A 24069-nucleotide genomic window follows, 5' to 3' on the forward strand; every position below is an offset into this window, starting at 1 on the left:
GCGATGAAAAAAGTACTATTTATTGACCGCGACGGAACCTTAAATATTGAACCAGATGACGAACAGGTTGACAGTTTTGCAAAGCTGAAATTTTATCCACGTTCGCTTTATTACCTTTCGAAAATTGCAAACGAAATGGATTATGAACTGGTGATGGTTACCAATCAGGATGGGTTGGGAACACCATCAAACCCTGAAGAAAATTTCTGGCCAATCCACAACTTCATGCTCGATACTTTTGCAGGTGAAGGTGTGAACTTTAGTGAGATTGTAATCGACAGAACTTTTGCAAAAGACAAGGCACCTACCCGCAAGCCTGGCACTGCTTTACTAACAAAATACTTCAGCAGCGATTACGATTTAAAAAATTCTTACGTCATAGGCGACCGCTTAAATGATGTAATCCTGGCGAAAAATTTAGGCGCTAAAGCCATCTTTCTTCGCCAAAATGATGCACTTGGTTCTGCTGAAGCTTTAGACAAACATGAAACTTTGCTCGACGTCATTATTCTCGAAACTCAAAAATGGGAAGACATCTACAATTTGCTTAAAGCAGGGAGCAGAAAAATTAACCATGTCCGTAAAACCAATGAAACCGACATCACAATCAATCTGGATTTAGATGGTACCGGTAAAGCTAAGATCGAAACTGGTTTAAACTTCTTCGACCACATGCTTGACCAGATTGCCCGACATGGAAGTGTAGATCTCGAAATTATTGCCAAAGGTGATTTACACATTGATGAACACCACACCATTGAAGATACCGGAATTGCACTTGGAGAGGCCTTTGCTAAAGGCTTGGGTAATAAACTCGGTATTGAACGTTATGGCTTCTGCCTGCCAATGGACGACTGTTTAGCGCAGGTAGCGATTGACTTTGGTGGTAGAAACTGGATTGTATGGGATGCCGACTTTAAACGAGAGAAAGTTGGCGATATGCCTACAGAAATGTTCTATCACTTCTTTAAATCGTTCAGCGACGCTGCAAAATGTAATTTAAACATTAAAGCCGAGGGCGATAATGAACATCATAAAATTGAAGCGATCTTTAAAGCCTTTGCTAAAGCAATTAAAATGGCGATAAAGCGTGATGCAGAAAAAATGGTGTTGCCGAGCACGAAGGGGCTTTTGTAGGATGTAAAAGAGAAAATGGATGATGGAAAAAATTCAAATAATTACATCGTCATTTCGACCGAAGCGGAGAAATCTTTGTAACTGGATTAGGTAAAGTTCAAAGATCTCTCCATTTCGCTACGCTACAGTCGAAATGACGAACCCTTTGAAATACTGAACATTGTTAAATAAACCCGATAGCAGTGAAAAGTTTTTTACTTAGCACCAACCTTACATAAACTGTCATGCTGAGGTACGAAGCATCTGAAACCGATAAAACAGATGCTTCGTGCCTCAGCATGACAGAAGTAAAAAAACTTGTAACAAATAGCGGGACTACAGCACCATTGAAAAACTGACATTCATTTTCAAACCTTTTAAAATAAAAAGAATCTTATCTTGATACCTGATACTAATACTCAACACTAATATGATCGGAATAGTAAATTATGGCGCAGGAAACATTTTTTCATTGACCGCAGCATTGGAGCGTTTAAACCTTCATTATGGTATGGTTAACGTCGAAAGTGACCTGGAAAAATTCAGTCACATTATCATACCCGGTGTTGGACATGCCGGTGCAGCGATGGACAAACTGAAGCAAACCGGATTGGTGAAAGCCATTAAAGCATTAGAAAAACCAGTGCTCGGTATATGTGTAGGGATGCAACTCATTACTGAACACTCAGAAGAAGGCGATGCAGAACTATTGGCCGTTGTGCCGGTAAAGACCAAAAAATTTGATAAGTCGTTGAATATCAAAATACCGCACATGGGATGGAATGCCATTAACATTAAAAACAATAGCCTATTTAACGGTGTTGAAGATAATACACAATTTTACTTTGTTCATTCGTACTTTATTGAATATAACCCTATTTTTGACATCGCATCGGCTGATTATGGATTAAAGTTTTCAGCAGCAGTGCAAAAAGACAACTTTTATGGCGTTCAGTTTCATCCGGAGAAATCGGGAAAAGCTGGCGAACAGATATTAAAAAATTTTTCAAACTTAAGCTTATAAAATGTACATAATTCCTGCTATTGATATTTTGGATGGTAAGGTTGTTCGCCTGCGTGAAGGCGACTACAACCAGAAAACTGAATACGATGTTTCTATTGCCGACATGATAGAGAAATACCAATCAAATGGTACCGATTTCATCCACATTATTGATTTAAATGGCGCCAAAGGCGATTTCAGCAACCAGAAATCACTTTTCGAAATCATTAAAAAAACGGAAATGAAAGTTCAGTATGGGGGTGGTATTCGAACCATTGAACAAGTTACTAATTTGCTGGATGCTGGAATACACCGTGTTATTGTGGGTACGCAAGCCATTACAAACCCTGATTTCCTGCAGCAATTAAGCGAAGCCTTTGCAAAAAAAGACGACTATGCCAACCGTATCGTAATTGCCATTGATGTATTAGATGAGGTGATTAAATATTCTGGCTGGATGGAAAGTTCTCCAATCAAATTAATGGATTATGTTGATAAATGCCTGTCTTTAGGTTTTTTCCGTTTCTTATGTACCGATATCAGCAAAGACGGAAAACTGGGTGGTGCTGCAGTTGAACTGTATAAAAAGCTATTGGAGCACTCACCAATGATCAAATTGATTGCATCTGGTGGTGTGAGTTCAATGGACGATATTCATGAACTAGCTAAATATCCGATCAGAAGTGTAGTCGTAGGAAAAGCAATCTATGAAAACAGGATCACGATTGAGCAAGTGAAAGAATGGAATCTGAAGATGTTGAGTAGTATATAACCTTTAAATACTGATGTCATCCTGAAGAATGAAGGATCTGTAAGCAATGAAACAGATGCTTCGTGCCTCAGCATGACAACCAAACTAAACAAATGTTATCAAAACGTATTATCCCTTGTCTAGACGTTAAAGACGGCCGCACCGTAAAAGGTGTAAACTTTGTCGATTTACGCGATGCAGGCGACCCCGTAGAATTAGCAGCTCAATACGCACAACAAGGTGCCGATGAGTTGGTTTTCTTAGATATTACGGCCACACACGAACGCCGGAAAACCATGATCGAAATGGTAAAGGCAGTGGCACGCCAATTAAATATTCCTTTTACCATTGGTGGAGGGATAACCGAAATTGCTGACGCAGAAGCACTTTTAAATGCAGGTGCAGATAAAATCAGTATCAATTCAGCTGCAGTAAGAAACCCAAAACTGATTGAAGAACTTGCAAAAGCCTTTGGTGTTCAGTTTGTAGTTTTGGCCGTAGATACTAAACATGTTGATGGCAGGAACATGGTTCACCTCAACGGAGGACGACTCATTACTGAACTGGAAACCGAAAACTGGATTAAACAGGCCGAAGATTTAGGCGCAGGAGAAATCCTTTTGACTTCTATGGACCATGATGGCACAAAGGCTGGTTTCGACTGTGGTTTATTAAGCAAAGTGAATCAAATGATTAATATTCCGATCATTGCATCAGGTGGTGCCGGCAGTATGGAACATTTCACTGAAGTTTTCCAAAAAGCCAATGTTGATGCTGCATTGGCCGCATCGGTATTTCATTATGGTGAAATTCTGATCCCGGATTTAAAACAGGAATTGAAAAGTAACGGCATTCCTGTCAGGATATAATAATACACTCGTCATTGCGAGGCACGAAGCAATCTCTTCAATAATTAGATTGCTTCGTGCCTCGTAATGACGGAAACAATATAAAAATGAATATTGATATAAACTCCCTCGATTGGGAAAAAACAGAGGGCTTACTTCCTGTAATCATCCAGGATTATAAAACCTTGGAAGTTTTAATGTTAGGCTACATGAATGCCGAAGCATTGGAAAAAACGCAGGCTGAAGGCAAAGTAACATTCTTTTCGCGTACTAAAAACCGCCTTTGGACCAAGGGCGAAACCAGCAATAATTTTCTCTATGTAAAAGAACTTTATACAGACTGCGATAACGATACCATTTTAATTAAAGCAGATGCTGTTGGTCCAACCTGCCACACTGGTAGTCGCAGTTGTTTTAAAACAGATTTTAACCAGAACTTTATTTTCGAGCTCGAAAACATCATTACCGATCGCTACGAAAATCCCGTTGAAGGCTCCTACATCAATAAAATGCGAGGCAAGGGGTTAAATAAAATTGCGCAGAAAGTTGGTGAAGAAGGTGTTGAAACTGTTATAGCTGCTTTGGCAGAAACGGAAGAGGAACTGATTGGCGAGGCATCAGATTTAGTTTTTCACTTGCTGTTCCTTCTAAAGGAAAAAGGATTATCTATTCAGGATATTGCAAAAAAATTAGAAAGTAGACATAAATAAGCCTAGAGGCGAAAGCTTAAAGCGAAAAGTACAATTGTGATTCCGCTTTAATTCTTTGGCTTTTAGCTTTCAGCTGAAAATATGCTTAAACACCACAAAACCCTTTCGGGTCACCAAAATCCCATTTATGCATTAGCCAATTCAGACCAGCCTGAAACTTTCTTTAGTGCAGGCAATGATAAAGGCGTGGTAGAATGGTCGCTTGAAAGCATGGCTTTTGTAAAGGTAAAAATGCCTGTCCAAAGCTCGGTTTATTACCTTCACTACTATAATAACCAGCTTTTCATTGGCGAACGCAGCGGAGCTTTCAGTGTTTACGATTTGAGGGAGGAAAAAGTTATCTCCCGGATAAGTGCGCATACCAAACCAATATTCAATATTCAAACAGTTAAAAGCAAAAACGAGCTGCTAACCACAGGTGAAGACGGAACAGTTGCTGTATGGTCGCTCAATGATTTTTCTGAAATCTATCGTTTTCAGGGATCTTATCAAACTGTGAGGGCCATTGCCATTTTTCCTGATGAAAAAGAAATTGCCTTTGGGTGTAAAGATCACCTGATTAAGATATACAATCTGGACGATTACAGCCTGAAACAAAATCTGGAAGGCCACACCTTACCGGTTACTTCATTGGCTTACCACCCAACAGGAAAATACCTGATCAGCGGTGCACGCGATGCACAGTTAAAAATGTGGAGTTTGCCCAATTACGAATTACTTCAAACCGTGCCTGCACATATGTTTACCATCTACGATATCGCATTTCATCCAACCCTGCCCTACTTTGCTACCAGCAGCCAGGATAAAAGTATTAAAATCTGGGATGCGGAAAACTTCAAACTCTACAAAATATTGAGTATAGAGAAAGCAGGAATTGGCCATACCCACTCTATCAACAAATTAATGTGGAGCAATGATGGTAAATACCTGATCTCCACAGGAGATGACAAGAAAGTGATGGTTTGGGAGGTGGAATAAAATCTATGCCACAAAACGTTTGATAATTCTTAATTTGTGGGTATACTTTCCTAATTCCTTACTAAAAATCCCCTGATCATCAATCGGATCAATTCTAACTTTGCCTGATGCGTGGATAATTTCATTTGGATTCAACATAATGCCTACATGGGTAATTTTACCTTCAGCATTATCGAAAAAAGCTACATCACCGGCCCTACATTCTGCCAGGAAACCAACCAATTCTCCTTGTTCAGCTTGTTGTGATGCATCACGGTTTAACTTAATATTTAATAGCTTAAATACCGTCTGGGTAAAACCAGAACAATCTAAACCGAAAATATTTCTACCTCCCCATAAGTAAGGTATATTCTGAAAGAACTTTGCTGTTGGTATTATATCCTTTTCAAAATTCGCCAACTCACTGTTATAGGGTTCAAAGGTAACTTCGAATTTTTCTTCGCCTACGTAACAAAAACCATCTTTATAAAAAGGTAAATTACTGCCCGAACTCAAATGATATAAACTACCATCAGCAGCTTTTAAAACATTGTTATAATTTAAAGGCGCAAATAGTCTGCAATCGTGCATAGCGGCAAATTCTTCCTGAGAAATTGAAGCGAGTTGCTTAAAATCAAGCCAGCCTTCATAGCCATCGTAACCATTTTGTACCAGCCACCAGCGTTCATCCTTCTGGATAACTTCAACATGATCGCCGAATAATAACTGCGATACAATTTCAGCTCTGTCTGATGCATCGGCCCTTAAAGGTGCAATTGCTACCCTGCAAATACCGTATTGATTTTCCATTCTTGTGTGCTCTTAAATTATGCCTTAAAACTAATAAATTACATTGGGCTGCTAACATTTTGCGAGCAAATTTGTTATTTTTATGATGATAACATTTAAAACTGCTCACCATGAACTTTAAAAAAATATTAATAGCTGTTGATAATAGCACCTGCTCAGAAAAAGCAGCTAAAGCAGGTTACGAAATTGCCGAGAAGTTTAATGCTGAAGTTGCGCTGGTAAATATTATCGAACCTATACCGGCGAATGTAAATCCTGATTTAACCTTGGCACCTGTCTTTCTGGAAACCTACGATAACAGTGAGGAAAACAGCCATATCTTGCTTAAAGAAATGGAGCATAAATTCGCAAACGGAACAAAAACCACTTATCTGAGTGTTGTAGATACCGCAGCTCATGGCATTATCCAACAATCAGATGAATGGGGTTCTGATTTAATTGTAATCGGAACTTATGGCAGAACAGGCCTCTATCATTTTTTAATGGGAAGTGTTGCCGAACATGTAGCCCGAAAATCGGCCTGCCCGGTTTTAATTATCCCGAATAAAAGCGATATAGATTAGTGCTATTAATATGAGAAAGCTGATTTATATCCAGGTTCTATTTGTTTTTTTAAGTTTTGTTTCTTGTGCTCAAACCGTTTTAAAAGCACCAGTCTTTTCTACGACGGATAAAACTAAAATCGATAATCTGTTTAAACAATACCTGAACAACGGCTGGATAAAGGGAATAACAGCAAGTATTTCTATTGATGGAAAAGTTGTATATGATCGGGCTTTTGGAAATAACTTAAGCCGTCCTTTCAAAACAGACGACATTTTAAAAATTGCCTCCCAAACAAAAGCAGTAACATGCACGGCGATGATGATTTTGTTCGATGAAGGGAAATTTAAGTTAGACGATCCTGTTTCAAAATACATACCTGCATTTAGTAACCCAACAGTTCTGGATAAGTTTAACCCTTCTGATTCAAGCTATACGACAAAACCTGCAACACACGAAATTACCATCCGTGAGTTATTCACACATACTTCTGGTTTAGGTTATGCCCAAATTGGAACGCCCGAAATGAACGCAATTTATGCTAAAGCCGGAGTTGAAGCTGGCTTTGTTACCCATAAAAAACTACTGGAAACAGACATAAATAAACTGGGTAAATTACCTTTGGCTAATCAACCCGGCGAAAGCTGGCACTACAGCTTAAGTATCGATGTGCTGGGACGACTGGTTGAGGTGCTTTCTGGCAAAAACTTAGACACCTTCTTTAAAGAACATATTTTTCTACCCTTAGGAATGAATGATACCTACTTTGCGTTACCAAAAGAAAAACAGGTTCGGCTGGCAACAGTTTATACAGAAGACCCTGAAACACATTAGGTAAAACCTTGGAAAGACGGTACTTTTCCTGGAGCAACCATTAATTACCCTATTAATGACAATGGCTATTTTGCAGGTGGTGCAGGCCTTGTATCAACTTCGAAAGATTATGGTATCTTCTTACAAATGCTGCTTAATGGAGGTACTTACAACGGGAAAAGAATTCTTTCTGAGAATAGTGTTAACCTTATGACTTCCAGCCAGATTGAAAAAATCCCCTTTACAGATAATACGTTCGGTTTGGGCTTTGAGTTAGTGACCGAAAAAGGCAGTAAAAAACTTGGTCAGAGCGTTGGCTCTTACAGCTGGGGAGGTTTTTTTGGCTCGAGTTATTTTGTAGACCCCAAAAAGAAAATTGTAGCCCAGATTTATATTCAGCAGTGGCCTTTTTCTCACGGCGAATTATCAGATCAGTTCAAATCTATTATTTACAAAGCCGTAAATTAATTGTATAAAAAAAGTCCCGGTTTAAGCCGGGACTTTCTTCTATAATGATTTAGCCTTTATATTAATTCTCCTGATGTAACCAGGCTTTTTTAGCTAATAGTTCATCTTCAGTTTCACGAATATCCTCATCATCCACACAACAATCTACGGGACAAACAGCCGCACATTGTGGTTCATCATGAAATCCTTTACATTCGGTACATTTATCCGATACGATATAATAAACTTCATCAGAAACCGCTTCCTGCGAGGCATCAGCTTCGATTTGTTGATTACCAAAATCTATAACGCCTTCTAAACTTGTTCCGTCAGAAAAACGCCATGCAGTACCGGCATCATAAATTGCATTATTAGGGCATTCCGGTTCGCATGCTCCACAATTTATACATTCATCTGTTATTTTAATTGCCATGTCTTCGTCTAATTCTTTTGCTTAGTTTACCTTTGCAGCAGCAAATATAAGATATAATCAATTAATAATAATTCTAAATATGTCAGCATTAACTCAGGATAAAGTAATAATCGCCTTCAAAAAGTTAGGTCAAAAGCTAAGTAACCCCACTGACATACTAGGAAATGCAATTTATGGTGCCGAAAGCAGTAATGCATGGTTCACAATTGATAATATTAATAAAGCTGTAATTTCTTTTTCTGACATGCTTAACCCCGGTGATATTGAAACATGGTTTCAGTCGGTTAAGTTTAATTCTTCGCCGAAAAAGGTAGGACTGATATTGGCAGGAAATATCCCACTGGTAGGTTTACACGATGTTTTAAGTGTTTTAGCTACCGGAAATACCGCACTGATCAAATTATCCTCATCAGACGATAAATTAATTAAGGCTGTACTTAGTGAGCTTATAACTATTGAAGCTGGATTTGAGAATAGAATTGTGTACGTTGAACGTTTGAAAGACTTTGATGCAGTCATCGCTACGGGAAGCAATAATTCCTCTAGATATTTCGACTATTACTTTAGCAAAGTTCCGAACATTATCAGAAAAAACAGAAACAGCGTAGCGGTTTTGGATGGTTCAGAATCGGCTGATGACCTAAAAAATTTAGGTGCCGATGTATTTGATTATTTCGGCTTAGGATGCCGGAATGTTTCTAAAATTTACTTCCCAAAAGGGTATGATATTGGTAAATTTTATGGAGGTATTGAAAGTTATCACCCCTTAATAAATCATTTTAAGTACCAGAATAATTATGATTATAACAAGTCAATCTATCTGGTAAATGCGGTTAAACATTTCGACAACGGCTTTTTATTGATCAAAGAGGATGAAAACATTGCATCCCTGCTTGCCGTACTTTTCTTTGAAGAATATACTGACATTAGTGCTATCGAAGAAAAGTTGAAATCAAAAGAAGAACAAATTCAATGCGTTGTAAGCAATATTCCGTTAAAAATGAAAACTTTTAAATTTGGCGAAAGCCAGCATCCAAAACTCTGGGACTATGCAGATAATGTTAATACCATCGAATTTTTAAACAGTTTATAAGTTTAAGTAGAAACGGTTCAATATTTCGGTTTTTATTGAGATATTGTACTTAATATATCCCACTTAAATGCGCTATCAAATTAAGAGCCTGCTGCTGTTAGTACTCTTATTATTTATACTGAACAATGTTTCTGCACAACAGGTTTGTACTGGTGCTCTTGGTGATCCCGTGATTAATATTAATTTCGGTTCAGGAAGCGGCAACTTTGGCTCTGCGCTTGCTACTGGAACAACTAACTACCAATATGTTGCAGGTACACCTAATGATGGGCAGTATACAATTACTAAAAGTACAAACGGTATGCATACGGGAGGAACAGGCTGGCATCAAATCTCAAATCATACCATTAGTGATCCAAATGGTTATATGATGGTTGTAAATGCATCGAATAGCCCAGGAATCTTCTATCAAACAACAATTCCAAATCTATGTCCCGGCACTACCTATGAGTTTGCCGCATGGATTGTCAATTTATTAAACTACTCTGGGATAAAGCCTAACATAACCTTTACCATTGAAACCAGTTCCGGTACCATTTTAAAATCGTACAACACAGGTGATATTCCTGACGGTCCTTCGCCAAACTGGGTAAAATATGCAACGACATTCACAACAACCGCACAAACTGATTTAGTTTTAAAAATAACCAATAACGGACCTGGTGGCAATGGAAACGACATCGCATTAGATGATATTACTTTCAGAGCTTGCGGCCCTGTTATAACATCAACTATCAATAATACTTCCGCCAACGTATCAATATGTGAAGGTACAACGGCGAGCTATACCTTAAATGCAAATGTTTCTTCGGGATATACTGACCCTGTTTTTCAATGGCAGGTAAATAATGGTACAGCCTGGACTGACATCCCAGGTCAAAATACGACACAAACAACCGTAAATTTTAATAACGCAGTAGCAGGAACCTACCAGTATAGACTAGTTGCCGCAGAAAGACAAAATATTGCATCTGTAAACTGTAGGGTAGCTTCTACTCCACTAATCATTACTGAAAACGCAAAACCAAATACAGTTGCAGGCAATAATGGCCCTGTATGTATCGGGGCAAACATTCAGCTCTCCGCAACAGAAGGGACAACTTTTAGCTGGACAGGACCTAATGGCTTTACCTCAACGGATAAATCGCCAGTAATCAATAATGCGCAGTTAAGTATGGCCGGTGTCTATACTGTTATTGCAACCTTAAACGGCTGTACAAATTCTTCCTCCACTACTGTTCAGGTTTTAGCGCCCATTAATCTCAATGTTATAAATTCTGTTACTAAATGTGAAAATAACCCTGTTCAATTATTCGCTTCAGGCGGAACAACTTATAAATGGTTACCAGCCGATGGATTATCAGCCGCTGATATTGCAAACCCAATCGCTACGCCCAAAGAAACCACCACTTACACCGTTACTGTATCAAACGGGGGCTGTTCGGCAACTGCTACAATTGTAGTAAACATCATTAAAAATGCTGTTGCCGATGCCGGTGCAGATCTTAAAACTTTAAATGGTCAGTCAGTTACGCTAAATGGAAAAGTTTCAGGTGATAATGTGACCTACTATTGGACGCCATCAGATTATTTAGATGATCCTAGAAAACTAAACCCCATCGCAACGCCACCCTTTGATATAACCTATACCCTACATGCTGAATCTAATTCAGGGTGCCTGAATAGTACGGATGATGTTTTTGTAAAAGTATACCCGAAAATTGTTATCCCAAATTCGTTCTCTCCTAATGGTGATGGAATTAACGATACCTGGATTATTCCCGCTTTAGATGCATTTCCCAACGCGAAAGTTAGAATAGTAAACAGAACAGGGAGCCTGCTTTACCAGGTGAATGGCATTTACAAACCCTGGGATGGAAAATTTGAAGGTAAAGATTTGCCAGTCGGCACCTATTACTACACCATTTATTTTAACGAAGACTTTGAAATGTTTTCGGGATGGATTTTCTTGACACGATAATCTTTCAGCTTTCAGCTTAAATAGCTATTTTTGGACACAATGTACATCATTAAAGTAAAAGGCATCGCCAAAATTCCCGATTATGTTCAGCTCAGAGATGACAAGTTTACCTTACTTGCCTATTTCCGCGTAGACAGACCGGATAAATCTCTTGATAAATTAGGTTTAGGTGATAAATTAGACGATATAATGAAAATGGTAAAAGATTTGCCTTTCGGGCAAATTGCGAAATTAGAGATATAAAATGGCAGAAAACGCAGTAATTCATTTAAGCAATGTTGATGTTTTTCAACAAAAACACTTAGTACTCTCGAATGTAAATTTACATATAGAAAAAGGTGAGTTTGTTTTTTTAATCGGACAAACAGGTTCGGGTAAAAGTAGTTTGCTTAAAATTTTATATGGCGATTTACACATCGGAAGCGGTAACGGTAACATTGCAGGCTTCGATTTAAAAGACTTAAAAGAAGCACAGGTTCCTTTCTTACGTCGTAAACTCGGCGTTGTTTTTCAAGATTTCCAGTTATTAACCGACCGTACGATTGAAAAGAACCTCGAATTTGTTTTGAAAGCTACGGGTTGGAAAGACGAAAACCTAATTAACGAACGCATTAAGGATGTTTTAGACAAAGTTGGTTTGCGTTCAAAAATCAAGAAAATGCCGCACGAAATTTCTGGTGGAGAGCAACAAAGGATTGTGATAGCAAGAGCCTTACTCAACGACCCTGAAATTATTCTGGCAGATGAACCTACCGGAAATCTCGACCCTGAAACATCTGAAGAAATTGTAACCCTGTTAAAGCAAATTAGCCAGAACGGTACAGCGGTTTTAATGGCCACACACGATTATCATATCATCAGGACTTTCCCATCGCGTATTATTAAATGTGAAAGTGGAATAGTACATGAAGATGCGCAAATCGCATAAACTGATTTACAAATAACAATTAGCAAAACATCATCTGAAGCTATTTTGCTTTCTGCCAAAATAGTCGTACAAAATCTGCAACCTGCAATCTCCTGTCAGTCTGTTCAGATAATTTAACATAAGTCTGCCAGCTTGGCTGATTTACGTTAATGGCAAAATAGTTGAGATTGACACAAAAAAATCAGCATAATATTATGTTTAATAAGAAGAAAAATAACGATACAGAGGAAAATATAATGAATACTGAAAATTCATCAGAAAATTCAACACCAGAAAATGTTGAAAACACTGATGCTCAAGAAACTGGCGAACAAACAGAAGAACAAACTGCCGAAGAAAAACTACAAGCTGAAGTTCAACAACTTAATGATAAATATTTACGCTTATATGCTGAATTCGACAATTATAAGCGTCGTACGCAAAAAGAGCGTGTAGAATTGCTTCAAACTGCTGGTAAAGATGTTATTGTTTCATTATTACCCGTGCTTGATGATTTCGACAGAGCGTTAAAAGCAATGGAAAATGCAACTGAAGTTGCTCCTGTAAAAGAAGGTATTGTTCTGGTTAGCAACAAATTAAAAAACACCCTGGCTCAAAAAGGTTTAAAAGATGTTGAAAGCATTAATCAACCTTTTGATACAGATTTTCACGAAGCGATTACCAATATCCCAGCACCAACTGATGAGCTTAAAGGAAAAGTAATCGACGAAGTAGAAAAAGGTTATACCTTAAATGATAATGTGATTCGCTTTGCTAAAGTTGTAGTTGGAGCGTAAAAATTAATAAATGATAAAATGAGTGAGTGATTGGATGTTTAGTACATTCTCTAATTCAATCATTCAAAATTAAATCATTTTAAAAAGAAGATGAGTAAAAGAGATTATTATGATGTGTTAGGCGTTACCAAAAGCGCCACTGCCGACGAGATTAAAAAAGCGTATCGTAAAATGGCTATCAAATATCACCCGGATAAAAATCCTGGAGATAAAGAAGCTGAAGATATGTTTAAAGAGGCTGCAGAAGCATACGAAATATTAAGCAATCCGGAGAAAAAACAACGCTATGATCAGTTTGGTCATGCAGGTGTGGGTAGTAGTGCCTCCGGAGGTTACGGTGGAGGCATGAACATGGACGATATCTTCAGTAATTTTGGAGATATTTTCGGTGGACATAATCCTTTCGAAAGCTTTTTTGGTGGAGGTGGTGGCCAGCAACGAGGTGGCCGTCGTGTGGCAAAAGGTTCTAACCTTCGAATTAAGGTTAAATTAACCCTTGAAGAAATTGCACACGGTGCAGAAAAGAAAATTAAGGTTAATAAGCTTATCTCTTGCAAAACCTGCGACGGAACTGGTGCAAAAGATAAATCATCAGTAAGTACTTGTGGAACCTGCGGTGGCAGTGGGCAAGTTCGCCGGGTTACCAATACCATTTTAGGGCAAATGCAAACAGCATCTACCTGCCCTACCTGTAACGGTAGCGGACAACAAATTACGGCTAAATGTAATGTTTGCCATGGTGATGGTGTTGTACGCGGTGAAGAAACCATAACCATCAATATCCCTGCTGGGGTAAGCGAAGGCATGCAATTAAGCATGAGCGGTAAAGGAAATGCAGCACCTAATGGAGGCATTCCGGGCGATTTAATTATTCTTATTGAAGAAATTCCTCATGACACTTTAAAACGTGAAGGAAATAATATCGTTTACGATTTACATTTGAGTTTTGCTGATGCCGCTTTAGGAATTAGTATTGAAGTGCCTACAATTGATGGTAAAGCAAAAATAAAAATCGATCCGGGAACACAAAGTGGTAAACTTTTACGCTTAAAAGGAAAAGGCTTACCAGAAGTAAATTCTTACCACAGGGGTGATGAAATTATCCATGTTAATGTATGGACACCTAAAGCTTTGAGCAGCGAAGAACGCAGTATTTTAGAAAAATTACGTGAATCAGCTAATTTTAAACCACAACCTGGTAAAAATGAAAAAAGCTTTTTCGACAGAATGAAAGAATACTTTGAGTAAAACAGCTCAGAATCATTAAATAAAAAAACCGATGCTTTCACATCGGTTTTTTTATTTTCTCATATTGGCTACTAGCCATTTAATTTGGTTAATAAATTATCTTTATCAAATTCGGCAGTAATTTTATTATAACCTTTTATACCTGTTATTTTGTGTCGTTCTACTTTAGTAAAGTAACCTTTCGCTTCAAGATAATACTTTAAAGCAAGTTTATGGTCAACATCAAAATCAGAAATTAACTGAGGGAAAACGCTTAAAATACGTTCGTGTTTATTTTTCGAAATTTTCTCAATAGCATCACTTTTTAAAGTGAAAACCATTGCACCTTTTCCGTAATCGGCAATATAGTAGCCGCTGGCATTCATCATGCCCGAGGCAGTTAAGCCGATTAGGTGTAAATCAATATTAGAAGCTTCGAAGTGATCGATTTTTAAAAAGTCGATATTATTCTCTTCACCATATTTCTTAAGTTTAAAGGCATGTTCTAGAGAATCATTTGCCATTTCTGCCTGTGTATTTGCCCAGGCCCATAACCAGCTTTGCGATGAACGTGAGTAAGAACCTAAAATCTGAAACGGAAAGACTAAATCATCACCAAAATTAATTTCGCAATTAACCATATCAAGACTCCAGCTATTATCGCCAATAATTTGGGCAACATCAAGCTGCTTATCAAAAGCAATCCCTCCAAAACGTTCAATAAGCTCCTGTTCCGATTTACAGAACTGAGGATATTTCATTGAAACAACCTTTGCAGGCTTGGCTTCAACTTCCGGACGTGCGAAAAATTTCCTTAAAAAGTTCATTTTGGCCGGAATTACCTGGTTTACCAAGGCATTGTAGCCAACGCGTAGGTTATCAGTTTCTGTGTAACTCCCTGCTAAACTACTTTGATTAACATTTTTTACTTGTTGCAGCATATCCAATTAAATTAAAACAATGTTGAATATTACGAATCTATTTAAGTGTAATTTTTCCCGTTTAGCGAGCCATAGTTGCCAGTTAAAGGGAAATGAAAATAATTTTTAAATGATAAAATACAAAACCACAAGTATAAAAAGCTGACAAACAGCCTTTTACAAAAGAAAACAAATAATACAATTAACTTATAATCAACAAGTTAACTGTTTTTGAAGATTACTTTTATTACACGAAATATTTGGCTAAAAATTGAAGAATTTAATTTTTTAATATTTTTGCTGCTTCCTAAAGCACTCAAATACAAAAAGTTAAACGCTTCATAACTATAATATCCGAAGTGTGTAATTTGTTTTAAAATTCTCAAAATACCTGTTTTACTAATTCGCATGTAAAATCAGGATAAAATAAATTAATGGGATAAAATCATCTTTATTGTAACCTTTCGCTAATTTTCACGACTAATAAGCAACTAAAACTTTAACTATGCTCAGCGTAAAAAATATCGTAAAGCAATATGCCAATCATCGTGCGCTTGATGAGGTAAGTCTGGAAGTTGAAAAAGGTAAGATTTTTGGACTTTTAGGCCCTAATGGTGCAGGAAAAACATCATTAATCCGGATTATAACCCAAATTACAGCACCAGACAGTGGTGAGGTTACCTTTAACGGACAAAGGCTTAATTCAGAACATATCAATCAGATTGGTTATCTCCCCGAAGAACGTGGTCTGTATAAAAAAATGGAAATTGGCGAGCAGGTTTTGTACCTGTCGAAACTTAAAGGCTTAAGTACTACAGAAGCTACAAAACGCATTAAATTCTGGTTCGAAAAATTAGACATGGGTAGCTGGTGGAATAAGAAAGTTGAAGATTTAAGTAAAGGCATGCAGCAGAAAGTACAGTTTGTAGCAACCGTATTGCATAATCCAGAACTTATAATTCTTGATGAACCCTTCTCCGGCTTTGATCCTGTTAATGCCGACTTAATAAAAAACGAAATACTCGAATTAAATGCTCAAGGCACAACCTTCATTTTTTCCACGCATCGGATGGAAAGTGTTGAAGAACTTTGTGATAACATCGCATTAATTAACAAATCAAAAAAGATTTTAGATGGTGCTGTTGATGATATCAAAGCTTCCTATCGAAATAATACCTATCGCATAGAATATAACGGAAATGAGGATTTTGAAAATAATGCTTTATTCGATGTATTGGAAAAAGGTAAAACCAAAGATGGCCAAAGCCTTAAACTTAAGTTAAAGGAAAATTACACTGCGAATGATGTTTTAAGTTTAATGATACCAAGGGTGAGCATCCTTAATCTGGCTGAAGTAATTCCTAATATGAATGATATTTTTATTGAAAAGGTTAAAAACTAGACTATGAATAAGATTTTACTAATTATCAGAAGGGAATATTTATCACGGGTTAGAAAAAAGTCGTTCATTATCATGACTTTTTTAACCCCCTTGATTATTGCTGGTTTTTATGGCCTTATCATTTACTTTTCAATAAAAGGTATTAATGATAAAACAGATAAGGTTGCCGTTATAAACGATAACAAAACCTTAACAGAAAAACTGGCCTCGAATAAAAATGTAACTTACGAATACGTAGACAAATCATTTGAAACTTTAAAGAAAAACCTGAGCAAAAGCGGCTATGATTACATTTTGTACCTGCCCGATTTTAACATTGAAAACCCAAAGGGGATTGAGCTCATCGGAACTAAACAAGCCGGTTTAACTTTGGATGGCAGAATTTCCGATTCAATTGAAGACTTAATACGTGATTATAAATTGAAGCAATCCGGAATTTCGCAAACCGATTTAGATAACCTGAAGAGTAAAGTAAATATCAATACGAAGAAAATTGGCGACACCGGCGAAGAAGAAAACAGCAGTGCAGGTGCAAGCACAATTATTGCCTTTGTGGCCGGTGTGCTGATGTTCATGTTTATCATGCTTTATGGTGTACAGGTAATGCGGGGTGTAATCGAAGAAAAAACCAGTAGAATTATCGAAATCATGATTTCTTCCGTAAAGCCTTTTCAATTAATGATGGGTAAAATTATTGGTATTGCAATGGTTGGTTTAACACAATTCCTGCTTTGGATTGTGTTAACATTTTCGATATCGGCTTTGGCAGTAAGTGTCTTTATTAACAAAGATGATGCAAAGGAAATAGTTTCATCTAGTACGCAGCTTAAAGCAAAAACAACTGGCACACAACAAATACAGGCAGCAGCTGTTAACGAAAGCCCTATAGGTGATATACAAAAAAGCCTTCAAAACCTTGATTTGGGAAAAATCATTGTGGTATTTATATTCTATTTTTTAAGTGGATATCTTTTTTATAGTGCATTGTATGCTGCAATTGGATCAGCCGTAGATAGCGAAACCGAAACACAACAGTTTATGATGCCTGTAATGATGCCATTACTTTTGGGTTATGCACTTTCGCTAAGTGTGGTTACAAATGATCCTTATGGAAATGTAGCTTTCTGGCTTTCGATGATTCCCTTTACCTCTCCTATTGCCATGGTTGTACGCCTTCCCTATGGGGTACCAGGCTGGGAATTGGCGTTATCAATGGTAATTCTGATAGCCGGATTTATCGGAACCGTATGGTTTGCTGCCAGAATTTATCGGGTTGGTATTTTAATGTATGGCAAAAAAGCCAGTTTTAAAGAAATGGCCAAATGGTTCTGGCATAAAAACTAAGGTGCGACCAGCAAATAAAAACACATAAATCATTAATTATCAAAACGTTATTAAAACTGTTTTTGTAACTTAAATAAATATTTTTCAGCACAAAATTGAAAAAAGTAATTATTATTGGTGCCACCTCAGGTATGGGCAGATCAATGGCCGTTCAAATGTCGGCTAAGGGATATAAGGTTGGCATTACAGGTAAACGCCAGATTCTGATAAATGAAATTGAAAACCAAAATCCTGAGCATATTTTCGGCTCCTGTTTTGATGTTAACGACGAGGAAAACCTTATAGATAATTTAACCTCATTGATTGAACGATTAGGAGGTTATGACATTTTAGTATACAGTGCCGGCTATGGAGAGATTAATGAAAACCTTGATAATCAAATTGAGCAGGACACGATAAATACAAATGTTCGCTCTTTTACCAACGTTATTACCTGGACATTCGATTACTTTAAGAAACAAGGATATGGCCACATTGCCGCAATAACTTCTGTGGCGGGTTTACGCGGAAACGACATTTCTCCTGCCTACAGTGCTTCGAAAGCTTATCAGATTAATTACCTGGAAGGTCTGTCAAGAAAATCAGCAAAAAAGAAGCTTGGAATCAGTATTTTAGACATAAGACCAGGCTTTGTTGACACCTCGATGGCTAAAGGCGACCATTTATTTTGGGTTACACCCGTAAGAAAAGCGGCTAAACAAATTCTAATGGGCATCGAGCGTAATGATGAAGTAATTTACGTGAGTAAAAGATGGCGTTTATTTGCATGGACATCTAAAATTATACCCCGATATTTGCTTAAAAAAATTTAATATGCGCTTTGCCGTTATCGACTTAGGAACAAACACTTTTCACCTCATTATCGCCGAACAAACAGCTAATGATTTAAATATTATTTACAAAACCAATGTACCGGTTAAATTAGGTGAAGGGCGCATAAACGAAAACATTATCATTCCACAGGCTTTTGAAAGGGGAATTAACACCTTAAAAGACTTCAACAAAACAATTGAACAACATCAGGTAGATAAAGTTCGGGCAACTGCTACTTCAGCGGTAAGAAGTGCAGAAAACGGAAACGATTTCGTTTTGGCAGCAAAAGAGCAGGCAAATATCCAAATTGAAATTATATCTGGTGATGAGGAAGCTGAAACCATATATGAAGGTGTTAAGCTTAGTGGTGCTATTAAGGAGCGATCTTTAATTATGGATATTGGTGGAGGAAGTGTTGAATTCATCCTATGTGATCCACAAAAAATCCTTTGGAAGAAAAGCTATAATATTGGAGCAGCCAGATTAATGCAGCAGTTTTTTAAATCAGATCCCATTACAGATGAGGAGAAACAAGCCATTCTGGGTCATATTCAAAATCAGCTTACCGATTTATTCGAAATTTGCGAAAAACACCAACCAACTACATTAATTGGTTCAGCAGGTGCTTTCGAAACTTTTGCAGAATTAATTGTAAGAAAGCAAAACCAATCGGTTGATATTGCTACTGCAAAAACATATCGCTTTGATTATGATGACTATATCGATACTACCTTAAAACTGATTAATGCAAGTCACGACGAAAGGGCACAAATGCCCGGAATGATTCCATTACGGGTTGATATGATTGTTATCGCCGCACTTATTACAAATTATGTTTTGGGGAGATTAAAGATTAATAACCGAACCTTATCTACCTACGATTTAAAAATGGGCGTTTTGGCTGGATTAAGTAAGAAATAAAGTTTATAGGTTGTATCAAAAGAAGTTATAGAAAGCTTAAAAGTTCTTTATAAAGCTTTTCAGTTGGTAAGCCCATTACATTGGTATAGGAGCCATTTATTTTCTCTACAACTACAATTCCCCACCAATCCTGAACACCGTAGCTCCCAGCCTTATCGTAAGGTTTATAATTATCAATATAGAAATCTATTTCTTCATTGGTAACGGGTTTGCAGGTAACTTCAGTTACATCATAAAATGATCTGCTTGTATTGTTTTTCACAATAGTTACCCCGGTATAAACTTCATGTTTACTAGCCGATAGTTTCCTTAACATTTTCTGTGCATGGGTTCTGTCAACAGGTTTACCCAAAATCTCATCTTTTAAAGCAACAATAGTATCAGCTGTTATAATGATTTCGTTTTCGGCATGAAAGGCCTTGGCTTTTTTCTCAGAAATGTAGACCGCAATTTCCGCTGGGCTTAAACCTTCAGGGTAACTTTCATCAACATCTTTTAGTTCTACCTTAAAGTTTAGTCCCATCAGGTTTAAAAGCTCTTGTCGGCGGGGTGATTTCGAAGCAAGTATAATCGGTAAGTTTTGGATCATCTGAGTAATTTTTCGCTAAAATAACAAAAGCGACATAAAGCCGCTTTTGTTATTTTATTTATTTAAAAATGGATGTTATTGACCTCCGCCATTCATGCGGGCTTCCATTGCTTTTTTTCGTTCTTCTAATAAAGTTTTAAAAGCAGGTTTTTGTTCATCAGTTAAAACAGCCTCAATTTTAGTGTTTGTTTCACCCATCATTTTGGTCATTTTTTCTCTCATTCCCGACATGTCATCTCCAGCTGCTTCTCTTGCTTTAGCCATTTCTGCGTTCTGAGCAGTATAAATAGCCAAAACCTTAGTTTTCTGATCTTCAGTTAATTTTAATTTTTCAGCTAACTGATCAGTATTTCTTTTTGCCCGCTCTTCTGGAGTACCGCCCATACGTCCACCGCCTTGTTGCGCATTTGCATAAGTTATTACCGAGAATAACAATGCACAAATCATCATTAATTTTTTCATGTTTTTTGTTTTTAGTTGTTTCGAGCAATTTACTGCTCAATTTTTGGTTAAATTTTCAGTTTTATTTGAATCGTGAGAATCGCAAAAGTTTAAAGCCGATTTGTAACTTAAGTGTTGCAAAACAAAAATAGTTAAACGCTGATAAATTAACGTTAATCTTTCAGCAGTAGTACAGGCACATGTGATTTAATGGTGAGCTTTTGAGAAACACTTTCGTGCAGCAGACTTTGAAAAAAACTATAATTTTTGGGCAATGCAATTATTATATGGGCTTCTTCTTCTTTTGCAAACTTAACAATACCCTTTATCGTATCCGGATGTTCAGAGTAATGATAGGTAGGAGAAAAGTCTTTCAGCATATCATGCAGAAAATGTGCTTCTTTTGAATCAACCGTATGCCCTGAATTAATGTTTAAAACCAGTAGTTCAATAGCGTGTTTACTTAATATATCTTTTAAGGCCTGCATTGGAATCACCTCCCTGACTTTTTTAAAATCGCAGGCTAATACCGCCTTCCTGATCGACTGGTAATCGGCTTTAGGCGGAACAACCAATACCGGAACCGGACTTGCCTTTGAAATAATGATTGCATTTGAGCCAATATCGCTTTCATCTTTCGCTTTTTTACCATTACTGCCTATAATAATTAAATCGATTTCTTCTTTATTAATCCAGTCGATAATCGACCTTAAAACCGTTTCACGTGTTAAAGAAACTTCTATCTCCGCATCAGGATTAATTTCCAAAAGCTTTTCTTTTAATTTCTGCAAAGCAGCCAGTCGTTCCTTAACCTCGTCGGCAACCTGCTTATCTGTAGTAATAATCATGTCGGGTACCGAAAAAATGCTTTCGTAATCGGAAACATAATAGGCATTTAATAGGATTAGCTTAAAATTGCTTCTGGTACGGCTTAATTTTGCAGCGTATTTAGCCGCATGAATAGCTGTTTTAGAAAAATCGATTGGTATAAGGTAAGTGCTCATAAAACTAAATTTAACAAATTCTGTATTAAAATAATTAATCAATCGATTGATTAATTATTAGTTAAATTTCGCGTTTTATCTAGTTTATTGCAAATTTTAAATGTCTTTAAATTATAATCTTATTTACCGGAATCGGCAGCATTTGGGTTTTCATCATACCATTTCCCCTGAACTTTCATCACTTTTTCAATGATATCACGAACAGCAGTTTTCCCGCCCTGGTATGGCGATATGAAATTGGCTATTGCTTTGATTTCCTCAACGGCATCAGCCGGACAGGTAGCTAGACCTACTAGTTGCATTACCTTGAGGTCGGGTATGTCATCCCCCATGTAAAGTACTTCACCGGCGGTAATATTTTTAGCTGAAAGGTAGTTTTTAAAAATTTCCACCTTATCGCCTGCGGCAAGGAAAACATCTTTTATTCCGAGATTAAAAAATCTTTTTCCCATTGCAACACCATCACCACCAGAGATGATGCAAAGATTATAACCACGTTTTACTGCCAGTTGCATAGCATAGCCATCTTTTATGTTGAAGGTTCTAAGCGATTGGCCATTGTCGGTTACCTGAACCGAACCATCCGTTAAAACACCATCAACATCAAATACAAATGTTGTGATATCTTTTAGCTTCTGGAGAAACATAGAGGTTATATTTAGATGGCCTGAATTTTGGTACCTCAGGCCATCGAACAATGTTATATTTATTGATTATCCCGCCATTCGTAAACCCAGGCCGATTGAATTTGCTCTAAATGGCCTTCGTTACTTTCTTCGCGGGTGCCTTTAAAGTTAGGCAACTGTAAAACCCATTCTAATAAATCGGTAAAACGGATACGGTATATTTTAGTTTCCCCAAACTCATCACCAAATTTCTCATACAAAGACATTGCTATATCTTCGTAATCATTCCAGTAAAAGGGTAAAGCAAATTTATCGTTATTCATGTTTTGTTCTTGTTAAAATGTTGATTTGGTAAATTGTTAAATCGGATAAACAGTTTGGGATTTAATTAATGTGCTATATCGTATAGGCCTTAGTTAGAAACTTCAGACAATTTTAATGTCCCATGAAGCCTGATTGGTCAGGAATTGTTACTTCGATATCGCCGTTAATTACCACACACTGGCAGCCTAATCTCGAAGTAATCCTTGGACGAACTGCCCTATCGATAAAATCTTCTTCTTTATCGGAAATTTCTTCGATGTTATCCATGCCTTTGGTTACATACACATGGCATGTACTGCAGCCGCAAACACCACCGCAATTATGTTGTAATTCGATTCCGTTATCCAGACAAACATCTAAAACAGATTCTCCCGCCGCTATAGGTAATTCTATTGGTTCGTGATCTGCTTCTTCAAAATTTATTTTCAGTTTAAAAATGCTCATAATTATTTTGCAAAAGTAATAAGCAAAAGCCGCAATTATACTATTTATGTAGTAATTTAATGCTAGTGCTTAAGGTTTGATAAATTTCCTGCAGTTCAGGCAGGTCTGTCAGCATGGTTAAATGCTTATTTATAGTGCTTTCATCATTTCTTACCGCCGGACCAGTTTGTACGTTTTCAGGCAAATCAGTCATAGCCTTATCGGCAGTTTCAGCAATTAAAGGACGTATAATATCGAAATCCAAGTCATTTTTAGCTAAAATCTGGTTTGATAACGCATATAAATGATTGGTAAAATTACATGCAAAAACGGCCGCAAGGTGCAATACTTTTCTTTTCGCTCCATCTAGCTGATAAACTTTATCGCTTAACTTTTTAGCGAGCCGGCTTAATTGCCCAAGCTGAATAGCATCAGTTGCCTCTAAACAAAGTGGAATGTTTTTAAAATTAACTTCCTTTTGTTTAGAAAATGTTTGAAGCGGATAAAATACCCCCGCATTTTTTATCACTGAAGACAGTACTTTTATGTCTGTTGTACCAGAAGTATGTACAACCAGGCCTTTAACTGCTTTAAGATAATTCACTACATCTGCGATTGCATCATCTTTAACCGCAATAATATATAAATCAGCTTCAGGTGTAATTGCTGATGGATTATTTACCGGCTCTGCATTTACCTTTTCGGCAAGAACAGTTGCATGAGTTAAATCAGGGCTAAAAACCTGCACAATATCTTCGCCTGCAGTTTTTAATGCTAAGGCTAAATGTGTAGCAACATTTCCAGAACCTAATATAACAATATCCAT

General features: G+C 37.2%; 27 protein-coding genes and 1 pseudogene. 18 read left to right on the plus strand and 10 right to left on the minus strand.

Annotated elements, in window-relative coordinates; genetic code table 11:
• Positions 1-3 precede the first annotated feature (3 nt).
• The 6 genes from hisB to R2R71_RS15195 all read left to right on the plus strand — a co-directional run bounded on the left by hisB (position 4) and on the right by R2R71_RS15195 (position 5406).
• Entirely contained in the window at positions 4-1137 is a 1134-nt protein-coding gene (gene hisB / locus R2R71_RS15170; protein ID WP_316832127.1) for a bifunctional histidinol-phosphatase/imidazoleglycerol-phosphate dehydratase HisB, read from the plus strand.
• 409 nt (positions 1138-1546) lie between these two features.
• Positions 1547-2140, plus strand: a complete 594-nt coding sequence (gene hisH, locus R2R71_RS15175; RefSeq protein WP_316832128.1) for an imidazole glycerol phosphate synthase subunit HisH — start codon at positions 1547-1549, stop codon at positions 2138-2140.
• A 1-nt stretch (position 2141) separates the two neighbouring features.
• Positions 2142-2891, plus strand: coding sequence for a 1-(5-phosphoribosyl)-5-[(5-phosphoribosylamino)methylideneamino]imidazole-4-carboxamide isomerase (hisA, locus tag R2R71_RS15180; protein ID WP_316832129.1), 750 nt, complete (start codon positions 2142-2144; stop codon positions 2889-2891).
• Positions 2892-2983: 92 nt separating this feature from the next.
• Complete coding sequence (gene hisF, locus R2R71_RS15185; RefSeq protein ID WP_316832130.1) at positions 2984-3739, plus strand: imidazole glycerol phosphate synthase subunit HisF; 756 nt, start codon at positions 2984-2986, stop codon at positions 3737-3739.
• Positions 3740-3825: 86 nt separating this feature from the next.
• Positions 3826-4428: a bifunctional phosphoribosyl-AMP cyclohydrolase/phosphoribosyl-ATP diphosphatase HisIE gene (gene hisIE, locus R2R71_RS15190; RefSeq protein WP_316832131.1), complete on the plus strand. Its 603-nt coding sequence runs from the start codon at positions 3826-3828 to the stop codon at positions 4426-4428.
• Between the two features lie 81 nt (positions 4429-4509).
• Positions 4510-5406 (plus strand): WD40 repeat domain-containing protein, encoded by an 897-nt coding sequence (locus R2R71_RS15195; protein WP_316832132.1) that lies wholly within the window; start codon positions 4510-4512, stop codon positions 5404-5406.
• Between the two features lie 3 nt (positions 5407-5409).
• On the opposite strand, the gene R2R71_RS15200 is transcribed toward R2R71_RS15195, so the two are convergent.
• Positions 5410-6195 carry an NlpC/P60 family protein gene (locus R2R71_RS15200; RefSeq protein ID WP_316832133.1) on the minus strand — a complete coding sequence of 262 codons (786 nt, stop codon included), beginning with the start codon at positions 6193-6195 and terminating at the stop codon, positions 5410-5412.
• Positions 6196-6305: 110 nt separating this feature from the next.
• On the opposite strand from R2R71_RS15200, the gene R2R71_RS15205 reads away from it, so the two are divergent.
• Together R2R71_RS15205 and R2R71_RS15210 are read left to right on the plus strand one after the other, a co-directional pair.
• Positions 6306-6758, plus strand: a complete 453-nt coding sequence (locus R2R71_RS15205; RefSeq protein ID WP_316832134.1) for a universal stress protein — start codon at positions 6306-6308, stop codon at positions 6756-6758.
• 10 nt (positions 6759-6768) lie between these two features.
• Positions 6769-8019: pseudogene (locus tag R2R71_RS15210) on the plus strand (serine hydrolase domain-containing protein).
• A gap of 61 nt (positions 8020-8080) precedes the next feature.
• Here the strand turns inward: R2R71_RS15210 and R2R71_RS15215 are convergent.
• Complete coding sequence (locus R2R71_RS15215; RefSeq protein ID WP_316832135.1) at positions 8081-8431, minus strand: 4Fe-4S dicluster domain-containing protein; 351 nt, start codon at positions 8429-8431, stop codon at positions 8081-8083.
• Between the two features lie 79 nt (positions 8432-8510).
• On the opposite strand from R2R71_RS15215, the gene R2R71_RS15220 reads away from it, so the two are divergent.
• The 6 genes from R2R71_RS15220 (at position 8511) to dnaJ (ending at position 14457) form a co-directional block, all read left to right on the plus strand.
• Positions 8511-9524, plus strand: a complete 1014-nt coding sequence (locus R2R71_RS15220; RefSeq protein WP_316832136.1) for an acyl-CoA reductase — start codon at positions 8511-8513, stop codon at positions 9522-9524.
• A 67-nt stretch (positions 9525-9591) separates the two neighbouring features.
• On the plus strand, positions 9592-11505 hold the full coding sequence (locus tag R2R71_RS15225) for a gliding motility-associated C-terminal domain-containing protein (protein WP_316832137.1): 1914 nt from the start codon (positions 9592-9594) through the stop codon (positions 11503-11505).
• Between the two features lie 39 nt (positions 11506-11544).
• On the plus strand, positions 11545-11748 hold the full coding sequence (locus R2R71_RS15230) for a hypothetical protein (RefSeq protein ID WP_056092385.1): 204 nt from the start codon (positions 11545-11547) through the stop codon (positions 11746-11748).
• Between the two features lies 1 nt (position 11749).
• Positions 11750-12433, plus strand: a complete 684-nt coding sequence (locus R2R71_RS15235) for a cell division ATP-binding protein FtsE (RefSeq protein WP_316832138.1) — start codon at positions 11750-11752, stop codon at positions 12431-12433.
• Between the two features lie 236 nt (positions 12434-12669).
• Positions 12670-13209: a nucleotide exchange factor GrpE gene (locus R2R71_RS15240; RefSeq protein WP_316832139.1), complete on the plus strand. Its 540-nt coding sequence runs from the start codon at positions 12670-12672 to the stop codon at positions 13207-13209.
• A gap of 90 nt (positions 13210-13299) precedes the next feature.
• A complete protein-coding gene (dnaJ, locus tag R2R71_RS15245) occupies positions 13300-14457 on the plus strand; it encodes a molecular chaperone DnaJ (RefSeq protein WP_316832140.1) in 1158 nt (385 codons plus the stop codon).
• A 71-nt stretch (positions 14458-14528) separates the two neighbouring features.
• On the opposite strand, the gene R2R71_RS15250 is transcribed toward dnaJ, so the two are convergent.
• On the minus strand, positions 14529-15377 hold the full coding sequence (locus R2R71_RS15250) for a DUF6882 domain-containing protein (RefSeq protein WP_316832141.1): 849 nt from the start codon (positions 15375-15377) through the stop codon (positions 14529-14531).
• Positions 15378-15861: 484 nt separating this feature from the next.
• On the opposite strand from R2R71_RS15250, the gene R2R71_RS15255 reads away from it, so the two are divergent.
• The 4 genes from R2R71_RS15255 (at position 15862) to R2R71_RS15270 (ending at position 19836) form a co-directional block, all read left to right on the plus strand.
• Positions 15862-16758 carry an ATP-binding cassette domain-containing protein gene (locus tag R2R71_RS15255; RefSeq protein WP_316832142.1) on the plus strand — a complete coding sequence of 299 codons (897 nt, stop codon included), beginning with the start codon at positions 15862-15864 and terminating at the stop codon, positions 16756-16758.
• A gap of 3 nt (positions 16759-16761) precedes the next feature.
• Positions 16762-18102, plus strand: coding sequence for an ABC transporter permease (locus R2R71_RS15260; protein WP_316832143.1), 1341 nt, complete (start codon positions 16762-16764; stop codon positions 18100-18102).
• Between the two features lie 95 nt (positions 18103-18197).
• Positions 18198-18914, plus strand: coding sequence for an SDR family NAD(P)-dependent oxidoreductase (locus R2R71_RS15265; protein ID WP_316832144.1), 717 nt, complete (start codon positions 18198-18200; stop codon positions 18912-18914).
• 1 nt (position 18915) lies between these two features.
• Positions 18916-19836, plus strand: a complete 921-nt coding sequence (locus R2R71_RS15270) for an exopolyphosphatase (protein WP_316832145.1) — start codon at positions 18916-18918, stop codon at positions 19834-19836.
• A gap of 25 nt (positions 19837-19861) precedes the next feature.
• Here R2R71_RS15270 and R2R71_RS15275 read toward each other — a convergent pair whose 3' ends face one another.
• The 7 genes from R2R71_RS15275 to R2R71_RS15305 form a co-directional block, all read right to left on the minus strand.
• Positions 19862-20425 (minus strand): Maf family protein, encoded by a 564-nt coding sequence (locus R2R71_RS15275; protein WP_316832146.1) that lies wholly within the window; start codon positions 20423-20425, stop codon positions 19862-19864.
• A 75-nt stretch (positions 20426-20500) separates the two neighbouring features.
• On the minus strand, positions 20501-20887 hold the full coding sequence (locus R2R71_RS15280; RefSeq protein WP_316832147.1) for a Spy/CpxP family protein refolding chaperone: 387 nt from the start codon (positions 20885-20887) through the stop codon (positions 20501-20503).
• Between the two features lie 152 nt (positions 20888-21039).
• The gene (locus tag R2R71_RS15285) at positions 21040-21870 is read right to left on the minus strand and encodes a universal stress protein (protein ID WP_316832148.1); all 831 of its coding nucleotides are present in this window, start codon (positions 21868-21870) and stop codon (positions 21040-21042) included.
• A gap of 119 nt (positions 21871-21989) precedes the next feature.
• On the minus strand, positions 21990-22517 hold the full coding sequence (locus R2R71_RS15290) for an HAD-IIIA family hydrolase (RefSeq protein WP_316832149.1): 528 nt from the start codon (positions 22515-22517) through the stop codon (positions 21990-21992).
• Positions 22518-22576: 59 nt separating this feature from the next.
• On the minus strand, positions 22577-22819 hold the full coding sequence (iscX, locus tag R2R71_RS15295; protein WP_316832150.1) for a Fe-S cluster assembly protein IscX: 243 nt from the start codon (positions 22817-22819) through the stop codon (positions 22577-22579).
• Between the two features lie 112 nt (positions 22820-22931).
• Positions 22932-23264: a 2Fe-2S iron-sulfur cluster-binding protein gene (locus tag R2R71_RS15300; protein WP_316832151.1), complete on the minus strand. Its 333-nt coding sequence runs from the start codon at positions 23262-23264 to the stop codon at positions 22932-22934.
• A gap of 40 nt (positions 23265-23304) precedes the next feature.
• Positions 23305-24069 carry a Rossmann-like and DUF2520 domain-containing protein gene (locus tag R2R71_RS15305; RefSeq protein ID WP_316832152.1) on the minus strand — a complete coding sequence of 255 codons (765 nt, stop codon included), beginning with the start codon at positions 24067-24069 and terminating at the stop codon, positions 23305-23307.

The sequence above is a fragment of the Pedobacter aquatilis genome (assembly GCF_032678405.1).
Taxonomy (GTDB): Bacteria; Bacteroidota; Bacteroidia; order Sphingobacteriales; family Sphingobacteriaceae; genus Pedobacter; species Pedobacter aquatilis_A.